The organism is Pseudomonas sp. 14A, from assembly GCF_018132745.1.
GTDB lineage: Bacteria > Pseudomonadota > Gammaproteobacteria > Pseudomonadales > Pseudomonadaceae > Aquipseudomonas > Aquipseudomonas mercuritolerans.
Genome location: NZ_JAGRQJ010000018.1, coordinates 1 through 20275 on the forward strand (window position 1 = coordinate 1; position 20275 = coordinate 20275).

Sequence of the window (20275 nt, forward strand, 5' to 3'; positions counted from 1 at the left end):
ACTTCAACCACTTGCGCTTCCGATCTCTCGTTAGCGGGAGGCGAATTCTACAGCGTTAATCGCTGCTGTCAACACCTCTTTTTCTCCGCTTTCGACCGAGAAGACCGAACCGTTAAAAGAGCCAAGCATCACCGCCCTTTCAACTCCTTCCAGGCTTCGATGATCTGAAGCAAGCCACTGTCGAAAACTGCGCAACTCTTTGAATCTCAAGGAGTTTTCCGTTTCGACTGCGCCGGAAGTGGGGCGAATTATAGACTTCTAAAATTCGCCGTCAACCCCTAATTCCAACTTTATTCAGGTTTCAGCGTAATACGTGCGAAAGCCTTCTTGCCGGCCTGGCAAACGTGAGTCGCGCCCAATGCATATATAAAGGAGCGATCTACCACTTCACCATCAACACGCACGCCGCCAGCTGCCAACAGATCGCGAGCTGCTGCCGAATTCTTCACCAAGCCTGCCTTATTAAGAACAGCAGCGATCGGCATATCTTCAGCCGAAGCCAGTTCGACCTCGGGCAAGTCATCCGGAAGCTCGCCATCCTTCATGCGATTACCCGCACCACGGTGAGCATTCGCCGCCGCTTCTTCGCCATGGAATCGTGCAACGATCTCTTCAGCCAGCTTGATCTTGATATCACGCGGGTTCGCGCCAGCCTCAACGTCAGCTCGGAAGGCGTTGATTTCATCCATCGAACGGAAGCTGAGCAACTCGAAGTAACGCCACATCAGCGCATCCGGGATGGAGACCAGCTTGCTGTACATGACGCCCGGCGCTTCCTGGATACCGACATAGTTGCCCAGCGACTTGGACATCTTCTTCACGCCATCCAGACCTTCCAGCAATGGCATGGTCAGAATGCACTGGGCTTCCTGGCCATAACCACGCTGCAACTCGCGCCCCATCAGCAGGTTGAATTTCTGATCGGTACCGCCCAGCTCGACATCCGCGCGCAGCGCGACCGAGTCATAACCCTGAACCAGCGGATAGAGGAACTCGTGAATAGCGATTGGCTGGTTGGTGGTGTAGCGCTTGTCGAAGTCATCGCGCTCAAGCATGCGAGCGACGGTGTATTGCGAAGTCAGGCGAATAAAATCCGCCGGCCCCATCTTGTCCATCCAGGTGGAGTTGAAGGCAACTTCGGTTTTCGCCGGATCAAGGATTTTGAAAACCTGAGTCTTGTAGGTCTCGGCATTCTCCAGAACCTGCTCACGCGTCAGTGGCGGACGCGTGGCGCTCTTGCCACTCGGATCACCGATCATCCCGGTGAAGTCACCTATAAGGAAGATCACCTGGTGCCCCAGTTCCTGGAACTGACGCAGCTTATTAATAAGCACGGTATGACCAAGATGCAGATCCGGAGCGGTCGGGTCGAAACCAGCCTTGATACGCAGCGGTTGGCCGCGCTTGAGCTTCTCGACCAGCTCGGACTCGACCAACAGTTCTTCCGCACCACGTTTAATCAGCGCTAGCTGCTCTTCAACCGACTTCATAACAGACCCGCAAGGCTCAGATTCAAAGGGAACCAACCATACAAGAACGCGCACCAATTACAAGTTTTGCCCGGCGCACGGACACCAATCCACAGACCCGAGGTCTGTAGACTTGCTTCAGCGATGATTTGGTTATATTTTATACAGTTATTTCATCTTCATCATGTCATTCATCTTTTCCAATTCATCTATTTCAAAGTCAAAAATTACCTATGACCACAGAACCGTCTAAAGCGCCCCCGCTTTACCCGAAGACCCACCTGCTTGCCGCAAGTGGAATTGCCGCCCTTCTCAGCCTGGCGCTGCTGGTATTCCCCTCCAGCGATGTTGAAGCCAAAAAGACGACTCTGAGTCTTGAACTGGAAAGTCCTGCTGAACAACTGACACAAGATCAAGACGCTGCCGACGCGGCTCAAGCCACAAACGAACCGGCAGCTTCGCCGTTCGCACAAATCGAAAACAGCGACGAAAACGCCGCGCAAACCGCTGAAACCGCGCCTGCACCTGTAGCGCCAGCGGAGAAACCAAAAGAGCCTGGCCACCGCGAAGTCGTGGTTTCCAAAGGCGACACGCTGTCCACCCTGTTTGAAAAAGTCGGTCTGCCAGCAGCCTCCGTGCATGAAGTGCTGGCTAGCGACAAGCAGGCCAAACAGTTCAGCCAGCTCAAGCGTGGTCAGAAACTCGAATTCGAACTGAATCCGGAAGGCCAGTTGACCAGCCTGCACAGCAAGGTCAGCGACGTTGAAACCATTACTCTGACCAAGAACGACAAGGGCTATTCATTCAACCGAGTTACCGCTAAACCAACGGTTCGCACAGCCTACGTTCACGGCGTGATAAATAGCTCGTTGTCGCAGTCCGCTGCCCGCGCCGGGCTTTCCCACAGCCTGACGATGGATATGGCCAGCGTGTTCGGCTACGACGTCGACTTCGCCCAGGATATTCGTCAGGGCGACGAATTCGATGTGATCTACGAGCAGAAAATCATCAACGGCAAGGCAGTCGGCACCGGCCCGATCCTGTCTGCGCGCTTCACCAACCGCGGCAAGACCTACACCGCTGTGCGCTACACCAACAAACAAGGCAACAGCAGCTATTACACTGCCGATGGCAACAGCATGCGCAAGGCTTTCATCCGGACGCCGGTTGACTTCGCCCGCATCAGCTCGAAGTTCTCCATGGGCCGCAAGCACCCGATCCTCAACAAGATCCGCGCCCACAAAGGCGTCGATTACGCAGCGCCGCGAGGCACGCCGATCAAGGCTGCCGGTGATGGCAAAGTCCTGCTGGCCGGCCGTCGCGGCGGTTACGGCAACACCGTGATCATTCAGCATGGCAACACCTACCGTACGCTTTACGGCCACATGCAGGGTTTCGCCAAAGGCGTGAAAACCGGCGGTACCGTCAAGCAAGGCCAAGTGATTGGCTACATCGGCACCACGGGCCTTTCCACCGGCCCGCATCTGCATTACGAGTTCCAGGTCAACGGCGTTCACGTCGATCCGCTGGGCCAGAAGCTGCCGATGGCCGATCCGATCGCCAAGTCCGAACGCGCGCGCTTCCTCGCGCAGAGCCAGCCGCTGATGGCGCGCATGGATCAAGAGAAGGCCACCATGCTGGCCTCGAGCAAGCGCTAAGCCATGGCCCTGTATATCGGTGTGATGTCCGGAACCAGTCTCGACGGGCTGGACATCGCCCTGATCGAGCAGACCTCAGCGATCAAACTGATCGCCACCCACTACCTGCCAATGCCTGAATCCCTGCGCGCCGAGCTGCTTGGCTTGTGCGCCAGCGGCCCCGACGAGATCGCCCGTTCGGCGATTGCCCAGCAACACTGGGTCGAACTTGCCGCGTCGGGCATTCACACCCTCCTCGCGAAACAACAATTGAAGCCCGATGCAATCCGCGCTATCGGCAGCCACGGTCAGACCATTCGCCATGAGCCGGCGCGCGGCTTCACCATGCAGATCGGTAATCCAGCCCTGCTGACCGAATTGACCGGCATTACCGTCGTCAGTGATTTCCGCAGCCGCGATGTTGCAGCGGGTGGCCAAGGTGCGCCTCTGGTGCCAGCCTTTCATGAAGCGTTGTTTGAAGCGCGTACCGATAACCAGGCAGTCTTGAATGTAGGCGGATTCAGCAATCTCAGCCTGATCGAGCCGAACAAACCTGTAGCCGGTTTCGACTGCGGGCCGGGAAATGTTCTGATGGACGCCTGGATTCACCGGCAACGTAGCCAAAACTATGACCGGGACGGCGAATGGGCCGCGACCGGCAAGGTTGAACCAACCCTGCTCAAGGCACTGCTCAGCGACCCGTTCTTCGTCACCAAAGGCCCGAAGAGTACCGGCCGGGAAGTCTTCAATCTGCCATGGCTGGAGCAGCATCTTTCACGCCTGCCAGCCTTCGCAGCCGAAGACGTTCAGGCCACGCTGCTCGAACTGACGGCGCTGACCATCGTCGAGTCGCTACAAAGCGCTCAATCGGATACTCAGGAGTTGCTGGTCTGTGGCGGCGGCGCTCATAACGCCACGCTGATGAAACGTCTGGCCGCTCTACTGCCAGACACCAAGGTCGCCAGCACCGCCACCCACGGCGTTGACCCTGACTGGGTGGAAGCCATGGCCTTCGCCTGGCTGGCTGATTGCTGCCTCGAAGGCATCGCCGCCAACCGACCAAGCGTCACTGGTGCTCGCGGCCTGCGCGTACTCGGCGCTATCTACCCGGCATAAGCTTCAGACACAAAAACGCCGCAGAACCGAAAGGCTCTGCGGCGTTTTGTTGCGTGCGGTGAACTGCGATCAGATCGAGAACGAAGAACCGCAACCACAAGTCGTTGTGGCATTCGGGTTCTTGATCACGAAGCGCGAACCTTCCAGACCTTCCTGATAATCCACCTCGGCACCGGCCAGGTACTGGAAGCTCATCGGATCGACCACCAGGCTCACGCCTTCGCGCTCGACGATGGTGTCGTCATCGGCCACGTCTTCATCGAAGGTGAAACCGTATTGAAACCCTGAACAACCGCCGCCCGTAACAAATACGCGCAGCTTCAAGCGATCATTCCCCTCTTCATCGACCAGGCTCTTCACCTTGTGCGCAGCACCTTGAGTGAATTGCAAAGCCGTGGGGGTGAAGGATTCGACGCTCATGCTGACTATCTCCCGGCGTTACGCCGCCATAATGCGTGATGACGCGCATTATCCGCTTGTCCTAGAAAATTGGTCAACTATTAGAGGAGCAGCGGCAAGCTTCAAGCGGTGAGCTTCAAGCTTGCCTCTGATCTCTTGCAGCTTGTGGCTTGAAGCTCGTAGCTGCTTTTAAGGCAGCATGCCGGCATGGGACAAACCGAAGCGCTCGTCCAGTCCGAAGAGGATGTTCATGTTCTGCACTGCCTGACCCGAGGCGCCCTTCACCAGATTGTCGATCACCGAGAGCACGACCACCAGATCGCCATCCTGCGGACGATGCACAGCAATGCGGCAGACGTTGGCGCCACGTACGCTACGGGTTTCCGGATGGCTGCCGGCTGGCATTACATCGACGAACGGTTCGCTGGCATAGCGCTTTTCGAACAGCGCCTGCAGATTCACCGAACGATCGACCACAGTCGCGTAGAGCGTGGAGTGAATACCGCGAATCATCGGCGTCAAATGCGGGACGAAGGTCAGGCCGACATCCTTGCCCGCCGCGCGACGCAGGCCCTGGCGAATTTCCGGCAAATGACGATGACCTTTTACCGCATAGGCCTTCATGCTTTCCGACGTCTCGGAGTACAAAGAACCTACAGCCGCACCACGCCCGGCACCACTGACGCCGGATTTGCAGTCGGCGATCAAACGCGATGCGTCGGCCAGACCTGCTTCAAGCAATGGCAGGAAACCCAGTTGCGTTGCGGTCGGATAGCAACCCGGCACCGCGATCAGGCGCGCTTTCTTGATCTGCTCGCGATTGACTTCCGGCAGACCATAGACCGCTTCGTCCAGCAGTTCCGGCGCGCCGTGTGGCTGGCCGTACCATTTGGCCCATTCATCAGCATCTTGCAAACGGAAGTCGGCGGACAAGTCGATGACCTTGGTACCCGCCGCCAGCAATTCGCCCGCCAGTGCGTGAGCCACACCGTGCGGCGTGGCGAAGAACACCACATCGCAAGCGCCGAGGGTTTTGATGTCCGGCACGCTGAACGCCAGCCCGTCATAGTGACCGCGCAGATTCGGGTACATGTCAGCCACGGCCAGACCGGCCTCGGATCGGGAAGTGATGACGACCACTTCTGCCTGCGGATGCTGTGCCAACAGACGCAGCAGTTCGACACCGGTGTAACCCGTGCCGCCGACGATACCGACCTTGACCATAAACCTGCCCTCAACGAACCCACTGGAAAGCCGTCGATAATAGGGGCCGCGCGCGCCTGCGACAACCGCCAAGGTGACGCGCGGACGCTCAAGCCTCTACTATCTGGCTACCGTGAATGAGGGAATAACCAAAAATGCTCTATCTATGGCTCAAAGCGTTTCACATTGTCAGCGTCGTCTGCTGGTTTGCCGGGCTGTTCTACTTGCCGCGCCTGTTCGTTTACCACGCGCAAAGCGCAGACACGATCAGCCAGGAACGCTTCAGCGTCATGGAGCGCAAGCTGTATCGCGGCATCATGGGCCCGGCGATGATCGCCACGCTGATCTTCGGTGGCTGGCTGATCTACCTCAACCCAAGCCTTTTCAGCCAGGGCGGCTGGATTCACGCAAAACTGACTCTGGTCGTGCTGCTGATCGGTTACCACCATATGTGCGGCGCGCAGGTCAAACGCTTCGCCCGTGGCGAAAACACCCGCAGCCATGTCTTTTATCGCTGGTTCAATGAAGTGCCGGTTCTGATATTGCTGGCTATCGTAATTCTGGTCGTGGTCAAGCCGTTCTAACTTCAATCGATAGAAATCTTCGGGGGTTCACAATGTCGCTGCCCGCTTTGCTCGAACAACGTCTGCGTCTGCCCGTGGTAGCGGCGCCGATGTTCCTGATCTCCAATCCGGAACTGGTGCTCGCCTGCTGCCGCAACGGCGTGGTCGGCAGTTTTCCGGCTCTGAACCAGCGTGAAAGCAGTGGGTTCAAGGCCTGGCTGGAACAGATCGAAGCGGGCCTGGCGACGCTGGTTAATCCGGCCCCTTATGCCGTGAACCTGATTGTTCATCACAGCAACCCGCGTCTGCAGGCGGATCTGGACATCTGCGTCGAGCACAAGGTGCCGATCGTTATCACCAGCCTCGGCGCGGTGAAGGAACTGGTCGACGCGGTGCACAGCTATGGCGGTCTGGTTTTTCATGACGTGACCACGCGGCGCCATGCCGAGAAAGCCGCTGAAGCCGGTGTCGACGGGCTGATTGCCGTCGCGGCCGGCGCAGGCGGGCATGCCGGCACCTGGAGTCCGTTTGCGCTGATTGCCGAGATCCGTGAGTTTTTCGACAAGACGCTGTTGCTTGCAGGATGTTTGAACCACGGCCATGAGATTCTCGCCGCGCAGCTGCTCGGCGCGGATTTGGCCTACTTCGGTACGCGATTTATCGGCACCAGCGAAAGTCACGCGCCTGACGCTTATAAAGAGATGCTGCTGACAGCCAAGGCTGCCGACATCATTCATACTCCAGCGGTGTCGGGAGTGCCGGCCAGTTTCATGCGCCAAAGCCTGGAGGCGGCCGGTTTCGACATGGCAGCCCTGCAAGGCAAGGGCGAGGTGAACTTCGGCGACAAGCTCAAGCCGATCAATGACGAAGCCAAAGCCTGGAAGACCGTGTGGTCGGCGGGCCAGGGTGTTGGCCAGATTGACGATCTGCCGAGTGTGGATCAATTGATTGCACGGCTCGACGCCGAATATCGTCAAGCCCAAACGCGCGCTGCACAGCTGCCGCAACGCTGGCCGCGCTGAAAAACATATCTGGCCAGCCCTGATCAGACTGGCTGCCAAATGAATCGCGACAAGGATGCCTCGGCCATGAGCGACACCCGTTACAAGATCGTCTTCGACGGCGCGCTGCAGCCAGGCGTCGACCTCACCACCGCCAAGCTGAATCTGGCGGATCTGTTCAAAAGCGATGTGGCCGCCATCGAGCGCCTGTTCAATGGCCGCACCGTCGCTCTCAAACGTGATTTGTCCCACAGCGATGCGCAGACGTATCTGCAGGCGTTGAACAAAACCGGGATCGATGCGCGGATCGAAGCGGAAACCGCCATCGAGCTGAATCTGGCGGATGTCCACGATAACCCTGCAGCGGTGGCCGAACCGGACTCGCCCTATGCCCCTCCGCGGGCGAACGTCGGCGAGAGCCTGCCAGCGTTTGCCACGCTCAAGCCATTCAGCGTCGAAGGCCGGATCGGCCGTCTGCGCTTTCTGGCGTGGACCATGGTCTTGAGTCTGGTGACCCTGCCCATCGTCGGCGTATTCGCCTTGATTGCGCTGGGCCTGGTCAGCGGCGACTCGACCACCGGGCTGATCCTCGGCGGGATCCTGGCGGTCTTCCTGTTCATTGGCTTCATGATCGTCAGCATTCTGTTCAGCGTTCAGCGCCTGCACGATATCGGCTGGTCGGGCTGGCTGTGGCTGTTGAATCTGGTGCCGTTCGTGGGCAGTTTCTTCCCGCTGGTGATCATGGTTGTGCCAGGCAATACCGGCGCCAACCGCTATGGGCCGCCGCCACCGCCCAACAGCACGGCGGTCAAAGTGCTGTGCTCATTGTGGATCGTATTCTTCGCGCTGATTTTTGCCGGCGGCCTGCTTGGCGGCTTCTCGGCTGTCCAGGAAGAATATGAAAGCAATCTGGAGAGCAGCTATGACAGCGGCTCGGTGACCACCGACGAAGTTGAAGTTGTCGAACCGCCAGCGATTTCCGCTGACGAGGCAGCCGAACCGGCGCAGGCCCCTGTAGACTCTGCGCAAGAATGAACAGCGCTCCCTGCCGCGACAACCGCGTCGCCGGCGCGGAGCTGTTGCGATGGAGAACTGCATGACCCGTTACGCTCTGATCACTGGTGCTTCCAGCGGCATCGGCCTGGCCATGGCCGAAGCGCTGGCCCGGCGCGGCCGCAGCCTGATTCTGGTGGCACGACAGCGTGATCAGCTGGAAAGTATCGCCATCGAGCTGACCCAGCGTTTCGATGTCGAAGTATTGTTTCGCGCCTGCGATCTCGGCGAACCGTTGCGACTTTCCGGTTTTTTGCTGGAGCTTGAAGAAGGTGACCGGCAGATCGATCTGCTGGTCAACTGCGCCGGCATCGGCACTTGCGGGCCATTTCTCGCGCAAGACTGGATGACCGAGCAGGACCTCATCGAGGTCAACATCCTCGCCCTCACCCGCCTCTGCCATGCGCTGGGCAACAGCATGGCGCTGCTGGGTGGCGGGCAGATCCTCAATGTCGCGTCGGTGGCTGCGTACAGCCCCGGCCCATGGATGAGCACCTACTACGCCAGCAAAGCCTATGTGCTGCATTTTTCCGAAGCCCTGCGCGTGGAGCTCAAACAAAGCGGCGTGAAAGTCTCCGTGCTTTGCCCCGGCCCGACGCGCACACCGTTCTTCCGAACCGCACAGATGAGTAGCGAAAAGATCGAAAGCAGCCACTCGCTGATGAGTCCGGAAGAAGTGGCACTGCATGCCGTACGCGCACTGGATAAAAACCGCGCCATCATCATTCCGGGACGGCGCAACCGCTGGCTGGCGTTCCTGCCGCGACTGGGTTCGCGCTGGCTTAACCGGACGATTGTCGGCATGGTCAATAAAGCTTACTGCCCCCGCTAGGAACACGACTTCGAAGCGGTACACTCGATTCAGCCCAACTCAACGGAGAAACAGCAGTGGATACTCTGTTCACCAAGATCATCAACCGGGAAATCCCGGCCAATATCATCTACGAGGACGACCAGGTTCTGGCCTTCCACGACATCGCCCCACAGGCTCCGGTGCACTTTCTGGTGATCCCGAAAAAACCGGTGCGCACGCTCAACGACCTGACCGAAGACGACAAGGCACTGGCCGGGCACATCCTGTTCACCGCGCAGCGTCTGGCGCTGGAACTGGGTTGCGAAGAAGGCTTCCGCGTGGTGATGAACTGCAATGAACTTGGCGGGCAGACTGTCTATCACATCCATATGCACGTGCTGGGGCAGCGTCAGATGAACTGGCCGCCGGGCTGATTGGCGACAACCAACCGTGGGAGCGAGCCTGCTCGCGAAGGCGCCGATACATCCAACACTTCAGTAGCCGATAATCCGCTTTCGCGAGCAGGCTCGCTCCCACAAAAAAGCCTGACCGCGCAGCAAGTGACCCAGCGCAAACCCTCGCCGGCCGATTCGGTTAAACTGGCCGCCGAGATTCTTCCCGGAGGTCAGCATGACTACCCAACGTCACTACTCGCCCATAGACCGTCTGCTACTGCAAGCCGATGCCGCGATGCGCACCCTGTTGCCCTTCAGTGGCCAGCCGTACCGCCCGTCGCCAGCGATTCTGCAGCCGGATACGCAAATGAGCGATGAAGACACCCGCCATGTCGCCGGTCTGATGCGCATCAACCATACCGGCGAAGTCTGCGCCCAGGCGCTGTATCAGGGACAGGCGCTGACCGCCAAGTTGCCGCAGGTACGCGCAGCCATGGAGCACGCGGCTGAAGAAGAGATCGATCATCTGGTCTGGTGTGAACAGCGCATCCATCAGCTGGGCAGCCACACCAGCGTGCTGAATCCACTGTTTTACGGCATGTCGTTCGGTATCGGCGCGGTCGCCGGACTGATCAGCGACAAGGTCAGTCTAGGGTTCGTAGCGGCGACCGAGCATCAGGTGTGCAAGCACTTGAACGAACATCTGGAGCAATTGCCGGCCGAGGACGAGAAGTCCCGGGCGATTCTCGAACAGATGCGCATCGATGAAGAACACCATGCGGAAAGTGCGTTGGATGCGGGCGGATTTCGTTTTCCGGCGCCAGTGAAGTTCGGCATGAGTTTGTTGGCGAAGGTTATGACCAAGAGTACTTATCGGATCTGAGATCCGTGTCGGTGCTGATGACATCTTCGCGAGCAGGCTCGCTCCACAGAGGTTTTGTGTGAGACATGAAAAAGGCGACCAGGAGGTCGCCTTTTTTGTTTCCGGGAATCTTAGGTCGGCATGTTGCGCGCGTAGAAGATTTCCAGCATTTCGTGTTTCACACGGTCGGTCACCTGGGCACGCTGCTCGGGCGAGAGGTTGCTGGTGGCATCGCCGAACAGGTAGTTGTCCAGTTCGAAGTTCTTCAGCAGCATTTTGGTGTGGAACAGGTTTTCCTGGTACACGTTCACGTCGGTCATCTGGTACGCGTCGCGGGTGTCTTCGGAGAGGTAGTTCTGGATCGAGTTGATCTCGTGGTCGATGAAGTGCTTGTTGCCTTCAACGTCACGGGTGAAGCCGCGCACACGGTAATCCACGGTCACGATGTCCGAATCGAACTGGTGAATGAGGAAGTTGAGCGCTTTGAGCGGTGAAATGACACCACAGGTCGACACGTCGATATCCACACGGAAGGTCGCAATACCGTCGTCCGGATGGATTTCCGGATAGGTGTGCACCGTGATGTGGCTCTTGTCGAGGTGGGCCAGAATGATTTCGGGCAACGGGCCCGGCGATTCTTCGATCTGGCTGTCAGTCGGGGTTACCGGCTCTTCCGAAATCAGAATCGTGACGCTGGCGCCCTGGGGTTCATAGTCCTGACTGGCGATGTTCAGGATGTTGGCACCAATGATCTCGACAACTTCTGTGAGAATCTGCGTCAGGCGTTTCGCGTTGTACTCTTGATTGATGTACTCAACGTAAGCCTGCTGGTCTTGCGGGGTCTCCGCGTAGCAGATGTCATAGATGTTGAAGCTCAAGGTCTTTGTCAGGTTATTGAACCCGTGGAGCTTGAGTTTGCTTTTCACCGTTAAAAACTCTCTATGTATGCGGCGCGGCCGCGTGATCAAGCATGCCCGTCAAGTGCGAACAACGCACCTGCGTAGGACGGTTAACACCTCTTCGCGATGGCGATTTTGGTTATCTGTTCAGGCGGATGACCTGTCGGCTGACCGATCACTGCCCTGAAAAAAGTGGCGCATTATGCAGACGTCAGCGGGGGATCGCCAGAGTCTGCACTGCTTTTATGATAGTTGAATGTCGGTTCAGCCGAGTTCGACGATTTCATAGTCGTGAGTAATTGCCACGCCAGCCGCGCCGAGCATGATCGACGCCGAGCAATACTTCTCGGCCGACAGCTCGATGGCGCGCTTGACCTGAGCTTCTTTCAGGCCCCGGCCCTTGACCACGAAGTGCATGTGGATCTTGGTAAAGACCTTGGGATCTTCAGTCGCACGCTCGGCATCGAGGAAGGCTTCGCAGCTTTCAACGGCCTGGCGCGACTTCTTCAGGATGCTGACCACGTCGAAGTTGCTGCAACCGCCGACACCCAGCAAGAGCATTTCCATCGGGCGAACCCCGAGGTTACGACCACCGGCGTCCGGCGGGCCGTCCATCACCACGACATGACCGCTACCGGATTCGCCGAGGAACATGGCTTCGCCAGCCCATTGGATGCGTGCCTTCATCGCCCAGACTCCACTGTAAAAAAAGGGTCGCCAGCTTAGCACAGCACTTTGTCCCGACAGGAACGACGTCCTAGGACGGATGCTTTCTGGCTGTAGGTAATTTCTCGAATTTACGACGAAGTGTCTGGTAAGCTGGCGCCAATTCGCTGGCGCCAATTCGTCAGCTCTGTAGCGACCGCCTTCAGCGCCTCATAAAAACTCAAACATCACCGTGCAGTCTTTTCGGGATACAACCATGGTTGCTATTACCCCCACACCCAAAATCAAGAACATCGACAAGCTGTTGATGCATTGCCAGCGCCGGCGTCATGCGGCCAAGAGCAACATCATCTGCGCCGGCGATCGCTCGGACACGCTGTACTTCATCATCAAGGGTTCGGTCACCATCCTCATTGAAGACGACGATGGTCGCGAGATGATCATCGCTTACCTCAACGCCGGGGATTTCTTCGGCGAACTGGGTCTGTTCGAGCAAGCAGGTCAGGAGCAGGAACGCAGCGCCTGGGTGCGGGCGAAGGTCGAATGCGAAACCGCGGAAATCAGTTACGCCAAGTTCCGCGAGTTATCGCAGCAGGATCCAGACATTCTCTACGCGCTCAGCGGACAAATCGCACAGCGCCTGCGCAACACCACCCGGAAAGTCGGCGACCTGGCGTTTTTCGACGTAACTGGCCGCGTCGCCCGCTGCCTGCTGGAGCTGTGCAAACAGCCGGACGCCATGACCCATCCGGACGGCATGCAGATCAAAGTCACCCGTCAGGAGATCGGCCGGATTGTCGGTTGTTCACGGGAGATGGTCGGCCGCGTGCTCAAGGATCTGGAAGAACGCAATCTGGTCGACGTGAAGGGCAAGACCATGGTGGTCTTCGGTACGCGCTAAGCTCGTAAATCAGGCACTGTAAATCTGCGCCAGCATCAAACGAAACAATTCATCGAGACGCGCCAACGCCTGTGGCGCGTTGAATTTCTCATGCAGGGCGATGTGGCTTTGCGCCCTCACCCGCTGCTCCAGGCCGCAGGCTTCGTTGAAGCGATTGACCGCAGCGACCATCGCTTCGCGCTCGTCATCCATAAGCATCGCACCGTGCACCAGCCCCACCGGACGCTGGCCGCCCTGACTCTGGCGCCAGCGCTGGGCGGTGCCGACCATTTTGCGACCGTCGAGATTGACGTTGAAACGACCATCACAGAATGCGCCGTCGATTTCGCCCACCGACGAGGTGCCGCCCAGTTCGTCCAACAACTGACAGATCGGATCGCACAGACGGCGGTAGGCGGTTTCGATGCGGTTCAGATCGCCTTCACTGCGAGGCGGGGCATACACCAAGGCAATGTTGATGGTTGCAGCGGATTGCGGGACGGGCTCACCGCCGGTCTCGCGCAACAGCACCGGCCAGCCAGCGGCAGCGGAGACTTCGCAGGCGTGGTCGAATTGCGCGAGACGGTTGAGGCGGCGCGGCATGACCAGCGCGCGGTCGGTGGGTTGCCAGAACAGCAGGCCGAATTCGGCGTCGCCAGCGCAGACCGAGGCCAGCAAGTCCTGCTCGGCTTGCAGGCCGGATTCGATGGTCAGCGGGGTTGGCAGCGACATAACAGGCTCCGGCAACATGGAAATCTTTAGCGGTTTCGATGGGTCCTTCGCGAGCAGGCTCGCTCCCACACTGGAATGCAATCCTCTGTGGGAGCGAGCCTGCTCGCGAATGAGGTCGACTCGGTCAGTCGAGGGTCGACCCGCTGATCGGCACACCACGTTCCGGGAAGAACAGGCGCTGCAATTCAATGCCCGGATTTTCCGCGCGCATGAACGCTTCGCCGACCAGGAACGAGTACACGTCGCTGATTTCCATCAGCTCAACGTCGGCCCGATTGAGGATGCCGCTCTCGGTGATCACCAGGCGATCGCGCGGGATACGCGGCAGCAGATCGAGAGTGGTTTCCAGGCTGACGTCAAAGGTGTGCAGGTTGCGGTTGTTGACCCCGACCAGCGGCGTGTCGAGCGTCTTCAGCGCGCGCTCCAGCTCGTCACCGTCGTGCACTTCCACCAACACGTCGAGACCGACGCCTCTGGCTACGGCGGCCAGCTCGGCCATTTTCACGTCGTCCAGTGCGGAGACGATCAACAGCACGCAATCGGCGCCCAGCGCGCGGGCTTCAACGATCTGGTACGGATCGATCATGAAATCCTTGCGGATCACCGGCAGCTTGCAGGCGGCGCGCGCCTGTTGCAGGTAGGCATCGGCGCCCTGGAAGTAATCGATGTCGGTCAGCACCGACAGACAGGTGGCGCCACCCTTTTCGTAGCTCTTGGCGATGTCGGCCGGCACAAAGTCTTCGCGGATCACGCCTTTGCTCGGCGAAGCCTTCTTGATTTCGGCAATCACCGCGGGTTGTTTCTTCTTCGCCTGCGCCAGCAACGCCTGGGCAAAACCACGGGGTGCATCGGCCGCCTTGGCCAGACTTTCCAGCTCGCTCAGGCTGACCCGGGCGCTGCGCTCGGCGACTTCCTCAACCTTGCGCGCCAGAATGTTTTCCAGAACCGTCGGTACACTCATCCTTCATTCTCCACTTTGAATACCGCGGTAAAGGCACCCAGCTCCTCGAGTTTTTCCCGAGCGAGGCCGGTGTGCAGCGCGTCGTGCGCCAGCTCCACACCTTGTTTCAGACTGCTTGCCAAGTCGGCGGCGTACAGCGCCGCACCGGCATTGAGCACAATCATCTCGGCAGCTTTCTGACCGTTTTCGGTCTTGCGCTTGCCGAGGGCATCACGGATCAGCGCCAGCGATGCTTCCGGGCCTTCGACGGACAGGCCGTGCAGGCTCTGACTCTTCATGCCGAGGTCTTCCGGTTCGACCCAATACTCAGTGATTTCGTTGTTCTTCAGCTCGGCAACAAAGGTCGGCGCGGCGAGGCTGAACTCATCCAGACCGTCCTTCGAATGCACGACCAGCACGTGTTTGCTGCCCAGTCTTTGCAAGACTTCGGCCAATGGCCGGCACAGCGTCTGGGTGAATACGCCGACGACCTGATGTTTCACACCGGCCGGATTCGTAAGCGGGCCGAGCATGTTGAACAGCGTGCGCAGGCCGAGTTCGCGGCGCGGGCCGGCGGCGTACTTCATGGCTTTGTGGTGGGTCTGGGCGAACATGAAACCGATGCCGACGTTGTCGATGCAGCGCGCGACCTGCACCGGGGTCAGGTTCAGATAAATGCCGGCAGCTTCCAGCAGATCGGCACTGCCGCTCTTGCCGGACACCGCGCGGTTGCCGTGCTTGGCCACGGTGCAACCGGCCGCTGCGACAACAAAGGAAGACGCGGTCGATACGTTGAAGATGTTCGCACCGTCACCGCCGGTGCCTACCACATCGACTACGCCGTCGAGGGTTTTCAGCTCGACCTGATCGGCCAGCTCGCGCATCACCGACACCGCGCCGACGATTTCGTCGATGCTCTCGCTCTTCATGCGCATGGCCATCATGAACGCGCCGATCTGCGCTTCGGTGCACTGGCCGGTCATGATCTCGCGCATCACATCGCGCATTTCATCGGTGCTGAGGTCGAGGTGTTCGACGATACGGCTGAGGGCTGTCTTGATATTCATGGGAAGTCCTTAGCGCGTGCCGCCGGTTTGTTTGAGGAAATTGGCAAACAGTTCATGACCCTGCTCGGTGAGGATCGACTCGGGGTGGAACTGTACGCCCTCGATGTTCAGGGTCTTGTGACGCAGCCCCATGATCTCGTCGACCGAGCCGTCGTCGTGCTGGGTCCACGCGGTCAGCTCGAGGCAATCGGGCAGGCTGTCGTGCTTGACGATCAGCGAGTGATAACGGGTAACGGTGAGCGGATGATTGAGGCCGGCGAACACGCCCTTGTCCTCGTGGAATACCGGGCTAGTCTTACCGTGCATGACCTGGCGGGCACGCACCACATCCCCGCCGAAGGCCTGGCCGATGGACTGGTGGCCGAGGCAAACGCCGAGGATCGGCAGCTTGCCGGCGAAGTGCTTGATCGCATCAATGGAAACGCCCGCCTCGGTGGGCGTGCACGGCCCCGGGGAAACCACGATGCGCTCGGGATTCAGCGCTTCGATTTCGGCGATGGTCAGTTCGTCGTTGCGCACCACTTTGACCTCGGCACCCAGCTCGCCGAGGTATTGCACAACGTTGTAGGTAAAGGAGTCGTAGTTGTCGATCATCAGCAACATGGCGTTTCGAACCTCTTGAATTCTGACTTGATGACAGCCTTCAGATGACTTGCCCGCAGGGCGCTGCGCGATGTCGGACGCGCACAGGGCGCCAGCACAGCGGCATTTCAAACAGACAAGGAAGGCAAAGCGATACAGATCCGGCGGAGCCGGCAGAGAAGATTCAGGCGCGCCAACGCCAGCGGGCGTGTGCCTTGATGACTTGATCCAGAAGTTTGCTGGTGATCAACACGGGGAAGGTCTCGTTCATACGTTCCGGCACAGTAACTTAGCTGGGCGGAGCGTGCAATATGGCGGGGCCTGCGCGTTATAAAACGGCAGAGGGATTCACGACCGATGGCAAAATGCCGAACGTTTTTGGTACTGTCGTTTCGTTCACCTACAACAATAAATAAACGGACTTGCTCATGATCAGACAGACGTTGTTTGTACCGCTGGCCAGCTGCTTGCTCGCACTCGCTTGCGCCCAGGCCAATGCAGCGCCCAATCCTTATTCCAGTTTCATTGTGTTCGGCGACAGCCTCAACGATGCCGGCACCTTCGCCGACACCGGCGGCCCGGCGGGCTCCACCGAGCGTTACACCAACCGTACCGGGCCGGTGTATCAGGATGGCAGCGGCGAAGTTTTTTCATTGAATTCCACCCAGTTGCTCGGCGGCCGCCTAGGCTTTTCGCCCGACCAGACAGCCTCTTCCAGCTCCGCAGTGCGCGCGGAAAACGGCCAGCCCGACGGCAACAACTGGGCGGTCGGTGGTTATCGCACCGACCAGATTCTCGACTCGATCACCACCCAATCGGCCACCGGCGAACGCACCCGCGCCGGATACCTGCCGTCGAACGGCTTCCGCGCCGACCCGAACGCGCTGTATTACATTTCCGGTGGCGGCAACGACTTCCTCCAGGGCCGCATTCTCAGCCTGCCCCAGGCCAACGCCGCAGCCGATCGGCTGGCCGATAGCGTGCAAACCCTGCAGACCGCCGGCGCCAAATACGTGATGGTCTGGCTGCTGCCCGACGTGGGCCTGACACCTGCTCTGAACGGCACGCCGCTGCAAGCGTTCAGCAGCACCCTCGCCAACCAGTTCAACAGTCAGTTGGTGACGCGCCTGCAAGGCATCAACGCCGAAGTCATTCCGCTGAACATTCCGGTGCTGCTCTCGGAAGTCTTCGCCGACCCGGGGCGCTTTGGCCTGGCTACCGACCAGAACCTCACCGCGACCTGCTTCAGTGGCAATAGCTGCACGGAAAACGCCCGCTACGGGATCAACAGCGCCACGCCGGATCCGACCAAACTGATCTACAACGATGGCGTACACCCGACCGAATCCGGGCAAAAACTGATCGCCGATTACGCCTATTCGTTGCTGGCAGCGCCATGGGAACTGAGCCTGCTACCTGAAATGGCCCACGGCACCGTGCGTGCGCATCAGGATGAATTGCGCAACCAATGGCAGGCGGACTGGGAGAACTGGCAAGCGGTCGGCCAATGGCGTGCGATTGTCTCGGCCGGCGGACAGCATCTGGATGTCGACAGCCAAAGCAGCGGCGCCAGCGCCGATGGCAGCGGTTACAACCTCAACGTCGGCGGCAGCTATCGCCTGAACGAAGCCTGGCGCGTGGGCGTGGCGGCCGGTTTGTATCGACAGAATCTCGAGGCCGGGCACAACGATTCCGACTACAAGCTCAACAGCTACATGGCCACCGCGTTTGCCCAGTTCCAGCAGAACCGCTGGTGGGCCGACGCGGCGCTGACCGGCGGCAAACTCGACTACGACAACCTCAAGCGCAAGTTCGACCTCGGCGCCAGCGAGGGCGCGGAGAAAGGCGATACCGACGGCAGCCTGTGGGCGTTCAGCACGCGCCTGGGCTATGACATTGCGCAACCGGGCAGCCAATGGCACCTGTCGCCGTTCGTCAGCGCCGATTACGCCAGTGTCGATGTCGACGGTTACTCGGAAAAGAGCAACCGCGCCACGGCGCTGACCTTCGATGACCAGAGCCGCGATTCGAAACGACTCGGCCTGGGCATCCAGGGCAAGTACAACTTCACCGCGCAAACCCAGGTGTACGGCGAATACGCCCACGAGCGTGAGTACGAAGATGACGTGCAGAAGGTCAACATCGCACTCAACACCCTGCCGGCCAATGACTTCACCCTTGAAGGCTACACACCGGCAAGTCACCTGAACCGCTTGAGCCTGGGTGTCAGTCACAAGCTGACGGCGGATCTGGCGCTGCGTGGGGGTTATACCTTCCGCAAGGATGATGACTTCAAGCAGCAGGGCCTGAATGTCGGGGTTGTGCTGGATTTCTGAGTCGTAGATGCAAAAAAGCGGCGCCTGTCAGGGCGCCGCTTTTTTTATGCCTCAACACAAAACCCAATGTGGGAGCGAGCCGGCTCGCGAAAGCGCTGGGTCAGTCAGCATCAACGGTGACTGACACACCCTGTTCGCGAGCAGGCTCGCTCCCACACGGGAAATTGCGTGGCTCAGGCGTCCGGGGTCTGCTCGGCCAGGGCCACGGCGCGGAACATCGCACGGCGTTTGTTCAGGGTTTCTTCCCATTCCAGCGCCGGCACCGAGTCGGCGACGATGCCGCCGCCGGCCTGCACGTGCAGCTCGCCGTTCTTGATCACCGCCGTGCGAATGGCAATGGCGGTGTCCATGTTGCCGTTCCAGGCGAAGTAACCGACCGCGCCGCCGTACACACCACGCTTGACCGGCTCGAGTTCGTCGATGATTTCCATCGCGCGAATCTTCGGTGCGCCCGACAAGGTACCCGCCGGCAGAATCGCCCGCAGTGCGTCCATCGCGGTCAGGCCAGACTTCAACTGGCCGGTGACGTTGGAAACGATGTGCATCACGTTGGAATAACGTTCGATGACCATTTTCTCGGTGAGCTTCACCGAACCGATTTCCGAAACGCGCCCGGTATCGTTGCGGCCCAGATCGATCAGCATCAAGTGCTCGGCGATCTCCTTGTCATCCGAAAGCAGATCCTGCTCCAGCGCCACATCGGCTTCTTCGGTGGCGCCGCGTGGGCGCGTGCCGGCAATCGGGCGCACGGTGATCAGGTTGTCTTCGACGCGCACCAGCACTTCCGGCGAACTGCCGACGACGTGGAAATCGCCGAAGTTGAAGAAGTACATGTACGGCGTCGGGTTGAAGCAACGCAGCGCGCGATACAGATCGATCGGCGCAGCCTTGAAGTCGATCGACATGCGCTGCGACGGCACCACCTGCATGCAGTCGCCGGCGAGGATGTATTCCTTGATGGTGTCGACGGCTTTTTCGTAATCGTCCTGGGTGAAACTGGAACGAAATACCGGATCGGCCGATTGCTGTTTGCTGAAATCCAGGCCACGACGCGGGGTGATCGGCTGACGCAGTTGCTCGAGCAGTTCCTGCAACCGCGCCTGGCCTTGCTCGAAGGCATCGGCCTGCGCAGGGTCGGCGAGGACGATCGCGTGCATCTTGCCGGCCAGGTTGTCGAACACCACAACGGCGTCGGAAACCATCAGCAGAATGTCCGGCACGCCCAGCGGATCCGGGTTCGGGCATTTGCCCAGACGCTTCTCGACATAGCGCACACAGTCGTAACCGAAGTAACCGACCAGTCCACCGTTGAAGCGCGGCAGGCCGGCGATGGTCGGCACGTTGTAGCGCGCTTTGAAGGTTTCCACGAAGGCCAGCGGGTCTTCGACGTCATGGCTTTCGGTCTCGACGCCATCGACGGTGATGCTGACGTGATGATCATGAACCCGCAGCACGGTGCGGCACGGCAAGCCGATGATTGAATAACGGCCCCATTTCTCGCCGCCCTGCACCGATTCGAGCAGGTAGGAGTTGGGCTGATCGGCCAGTTTCAGGTAGATCGACAGCGGCGTGTCGAAGTCGGCCAGGGTTTCGCAGGCCAGCGGGATGCGGTTATAGCCGTCAGCGGCCAGACGCAGGAATTCTTCGCGATTCATAAGGTGCCTCGTGGTGTGAGGTGCAAT

21 protein-coding genes are annotated in these 20275 nt (G+C 59.3%); 10 read left to right on the top strand and 11 right to left on the bottom strand.

All coding sequences use genetic code 11. The annotated features are described in order from the left end of the window. Positions 1-30: 30 nt before the first annotated feature. Positions 31-210: a hypothetical protein gene (locus PS14A_RS22595; RefSeq protein WP_212617261.1), complete on the bottom strand. Its 180-nt coding sequence runs from the start codon at positions 208-210 to the stop codon at positions 31-33. Between the two features lie 80 nt (positions 211-290). Beyond that, positions 291-1490: a tyrosine--tRNA ligase gene (gene tyrS, locus PS14A_RS22600; RefSeq protein ID WP_212617262.1), complete on the bottom strand. Its 1200-nt coding sequence runs from the start codon at positions 1488-1490 to the stop codon at positions 291-293. Between the two features lie 212 nt (positions 1491-1702). On the opposite strand from tyrS, the gene PS14A_RS22605 reads away from it, so the two are divergent. Beyond that, complete coding sequence (locus tag PS14A_RS22605) at positions 1703-3127, top strand: peptidoglycan DD-metalloendopeptidase family protein (protein WP_212617263.1); 1425 nt, start codon at positions 1703-1705, stop codon at positions 3125-3127. A gap of 3 nt (positions 3128-3130) precedes the next feature. Then, positions 3131-4222: an anhydro-N-acetylmuramic acid kinase gene (locus PS14A_RS22610; protein ID WP_212617264.1), complete on the top strand. Its 1092-nt coding sequence runs from the start codon at positions 3131-3133 to the stop codon at positions 4220-4222. A 69-nt stretch (positions 4223-4291) separates the two neighbouring features. Here PS14A_RS22610 and erpA read toward each other — a convergent pair whose 3' ends face one another. Further along, positions 4292-4642: an iron-sulfur cluster insertion protein ErpA gene (erpA, locus tag PS14A_RS22615; protein WP_007918905.1), complete on the bottom strand. Its 351-nt coding sequence runs from the start codon at positions 4640-4642 to the stop codon at positions 4292-4294. 168 nt (positions 4643-4810) lie between these two features. Continuing rightward, a complete protein-coding gene (gene argC, locus PS14A_RS22620; RefSeq protein WP_130911503.1) occupies positions 4811-5845 on the bottom strand; it encodes an N-acetyl-gamma-glutamyl-phosphate reductase in 1035 nt (344 codons plus the stop codon). Between the two features lie 134 nt (positions 5846-5979). Between argC and hemJ the strand changes: the two genes are divergently transcribed. The 6 genes from hemJ (at position 5980) to coq7 (ending at position 10512) form a co-directional block, all read left to right on the top strand. Further along, entirely contained in the window at positions 5980-6408 is a 429-nt protein-coding gene (gene hemJ / locus PS14A_RS22625; RefSeq protein WP_039757756.1) for a protoporphyrinogen oxidase HemJ, read from the top strand. A gap of 32 nt (positions 6409-6440) precedes the next feature. Next, positions 6441-7409, top strand: coding sequence for a nitronate monooxygenase family protein (locus tag PS14A_RS22630; protein WP_212617265.1), 969 nt, complete (start codon positions 6441-6443; stop codon positions 7407-7409). Between the two features lie 66 nt (positions 7410-7475). Next, positions 7476-8423 carry a DUF805 domain-containing protein gene (locus PS14A_RS22635; RefSeq protein ID WP_212617266.1) on the top strand — a complete coding sequence of 316 codons (948 nt, stop codon included), beginning with the start codon at positions 7476-7478 and terminating at the stop codon, positions 8421-8423. A gap of 61 nt (positions 8424-8484) precedes the next feature. Then, positions 8485-9273 carry an SDR family oxidoreductase gene (locus PS14A_RS22640; RefSeq protein WP_056786709.1) on the top strand — a complete coding sequence of 263 codons (789 nt, stop codon included), beginning with the start codon at positions 8485-8487 and terminating at the stop codon, positions 9271-9273. A 56-nt stretch (positions 9274-9329) separates the two neighbouring features. Then, positions 9330-9668 carry a histidine triad nucleotide-binding protein gene (locus PS14A_RS22645; RefSeq protein ID WP_016772924.1) on the top strand — a complete coding sequence of 113 codons (339 nt, stop codon included), beginning with the start codon at positions 9330-9332 and terminating at the stop codon, positions 9666-9668. Between the two features lie 196 nt (positions 9669-9864). After that, positions 9865-10512, top strand: coding sequence for a 2-polyprenyl-3-methyl-6-methoxy-1,4-benzoquinone monooxygenase (gene coq7, locus PS14A_RS22650; protein WP_041476678.1), 648 nt, complete (start codon positions 9865-9867; stop codon positions 10510-10512). A 110-nt stretch (positions 10513-10622) separates the two neighbouring features. On the opposite strand, the gene speD is transcribed toward coq7, so the two are convergent. Beyond that, the gene (gene speD, locus PS14A_RS22655) at positions 10623-11417 is read right to left on the bottom strand and encodes an adenosylmethionine decarboxylase (RefSeq protein ID WP_024014530.1); all 795 of its coding nucleotides are present in this window, start codon (positions 11415-11417) and stop codon (positions 10623-10625) included. 237 nt (positions 11418-11654) lie between these two features. Beyond that, positions 11655-12077 (bottom strand): OsmC family protein, encoded by a 423-nt coding sequence (locus PS14A_RS22660; protein WP_016772921.1) that lies wholly within the window; start codon positions 12075-12077, stop codon positions 11655-11657. A gap of 235 nt (positions 12078-12312) precedes the next feature. Here PS14A_RS22660 and crp point away from each other — a divergent pair, with 235 nt between their 5' ends. Beyond that, on the top strand, positions 12313-12957 hold the full coding sequence (gene crp, locus PS14A_RS22665; protein WP_016772920.1) for a cAMP-activated global transcriptional regulator CRP: 645 nt from the start codon (positions 12313-12315) through the stop codon (positions 12955-12957). Positions 12958-12966: 9 nt separating this feature from the next. Here the strand turns inward: crp and PS14A_RS22670 are convergent, their stop codons facing one another. From PS14A_RS22670 to PS14A_RS22685, 4 genes are all read right to left on the bottom strand, one after another. Then, the gene (locus PS14A_RS22670) at positions 12967-13668 is read right to left on the bottom strand and encodes a lipoate--protein ligase family protein (RefSeq protein WP_212617267.1); all 702 of its coding nucleotides are present in this window, start codon (positions 13666-13668) and stop codon (positions 12967-12969) included. 124 nt (positions 13669-13792) lie between these two features. Next, entirely contained in the window at positions 13793-14629 is an 837-nt protein-coding gene (gene trpC / locus PS14A_RS22675; RefSeq protein ID WP_123443849.1) for an indole-3-glycerol phosphate synthase TrpC, read from the bottom strand. Continuing rightward, positions 14626-15675 (bottom strand): anthranilate phosphoribosyltransferase, encoded by a 1050-nt coding sequence (trpD, locus tag PS14A_RS22680; RefSeq protein WP_016772917.1) that lies wholly within the window; start codon positions 15673-15675, stop codon positions 14626-14628. The genes trpC and trpD overlap by 4 nt, the downstream gene beginning before the upstream one ends. Positions 15676-15684: 9 nt before the next feature. Beyond that, a complete protein-coding gene (locus PS14A_RS22685; RefSeq protein WP_041476683.1) occupies positions 15685-16278 on the bottom strand; it encodes an aminodeoxychorismate/anthranilate synthase component II in 594 nt (197 codons plus the stop codon). Positions 16279-16685: 407 nt separating this feature from the next. On the opposite strand from PS14A_RS22685, the gene estP reads away from it, so the two are divergent. Next, entirely contained in the window at positions 16686-18593 is a 1908-nt protein-coding gene (estP, locus tag PS14A_RS22690) for an esterase EstP (RefSeq protein WP_016772913.1), read from the top strand. Between the two features lie 173 nt (positions 18594-18766). On the opposite strand, the gene trpE is transcribed toward estP, so the two are convergent. Beyond that, positions 18767-20248, bottom strand: coding sequence for an anthranilate synthase component I (gene trpE, locus PS14A_RS22695; RefSeq protein WP_122612453.1), 1482 nt, complete (start codon positions 20246-20248; stop codon positions 18767-18769). Positions 20249-20275: the final 27 nt, after the last annotated feature.

What these genes read in the sequence shown, in the direction of transcription:
- tyrS (WP_212617262.1), bottom strand. Translation starts at nt 1,490, where the DNA reads ATGAAGTCGGTTGAAGAGCAGCTAGCGCTGATTAAACGTGGTGCGGAA.
- PS14A_RS22605 (WP_212617263.1), top strand. Translation starts at nt 1,703, where the DNA reads ATGACCACAGAACCGTCTAAAGCGCCCCCGCTTTACCCGAAGACCCAC.
- PS14A_RS22610 (WP_212617264.1), top strand. Translation starts at nt 3,131, where the DNA reads ATGGCCCTGTATATCGGTGTGATGTCCGGAACCAGTCTCGACGGGCTG.
- erpA (WP_007918905.1), bottom strand. Translation starts at nt 4,642, where the DNA reads ATGAGCGTCGAATCCTTCACCCCCACGGCTTTGCAATTCACTCAAGGT.
- argC (WP_130911503.1), bottom strand. Translation starts at nt 5,845, where the DNA reads ATGGTCAAGGTCGGTATCGTCGGCGGCACGGGTTACACCGGTGTCGAA.
- hemJ (WP_039757756.1), top strand. Translation starts at nt 5,980, where the DNA reads ATGCTCTATCTATGGCTCAAAGCGTTTCACATTGTCAGCGTCGTCTGC.
- PS14A_RS22630 (WP_212617265.1), top strand. Translation starts at nt 6,441, where the DNA reads ATGTCGCTGCCCGCTTTGCTCGAACAACGTCTGCGTCTGCCCGTGGTA.
- PS14A_RS22635 (WP_212617266.1), top strand. Translation starts at nt 7,476, where the DNA reads ATGAGCGACACCCGTTACAAGATCGTCTTCGACGGCGCGCTGCAGCCA.
- PS14A_RS22640 (WP_056786709.1), top strand. Translation starts at nt 8,485, where the DNA reads ATGACCCGTTACGCTCTGATCACTGGTGCTTCCAGCGGCATCGGCCTG.
- coq7 (WP_041476678.1), top strand. Translation starts at nt 9,865, where the DNA reads ATGACTACCCAACGTCACTACTCGCCCATAGACCGTCTGCTACTGCAA.
- PS14A_RS22660 (WP_016772921.1), bottom strand. Translation starts at nt 12,077, where the DNA reads ATGAAGGCACGCATCCAATGGGCTGGCGAAGCCATGTTCCTCGGCGAA.
- crp (WP_016772920.1), top strand. Translation starts at nt 12,313, where the DNA reads ATGGTTGCTATTACCCCCACACCCAAAATCAAGAACATCGACAAGCTG.
- PS14A_RS22670 (WP_212617267.1), bottom strand. Translation starts at nt 13,668, where the DNA reads ATGTCGCTGCCAACCCCGCTGACCATCGAATCCGGCCTGCAAGCCGAG.
- trpC (WP_123443849.1), bottom strand. Translation starts at nt 14,629, where the DNA reads ATGAGTGTACCGACGGTTCTGGAAAACATTCTGGCGCGCAAGGTTGAG.
- trpD (WP_016772917.1), bottom strand. Translation starts at nt 15,675, where the DNA reads ATGAATATCAAGACAGCCCTCAGCCGTATCGTCGAACACCTCGACCTC.
- PS14A_RS22685 (WP_041476683.1), bottom strand. Translation starts at nt 16,278, where the DNA reads ATGTTGCTGATGATCGACAACTACGACTCCTTTACCTACAACGTTGTG.
- estP (WP_016772913.1), top strand. Translation starts at nt 16,686, where the DNA reads ATGATCAGACAGACGTTGTTTGTACCGCTGGCCAGCTGCTTGCTCGCA.
- trpE (WP_122612453.1), bottom strand. Translation starts at nt 20,248, where the DNA reads ATGAATCGCGAAGAATTCCTGCGTCTGGCCGCTGACGGCTATAACCGC.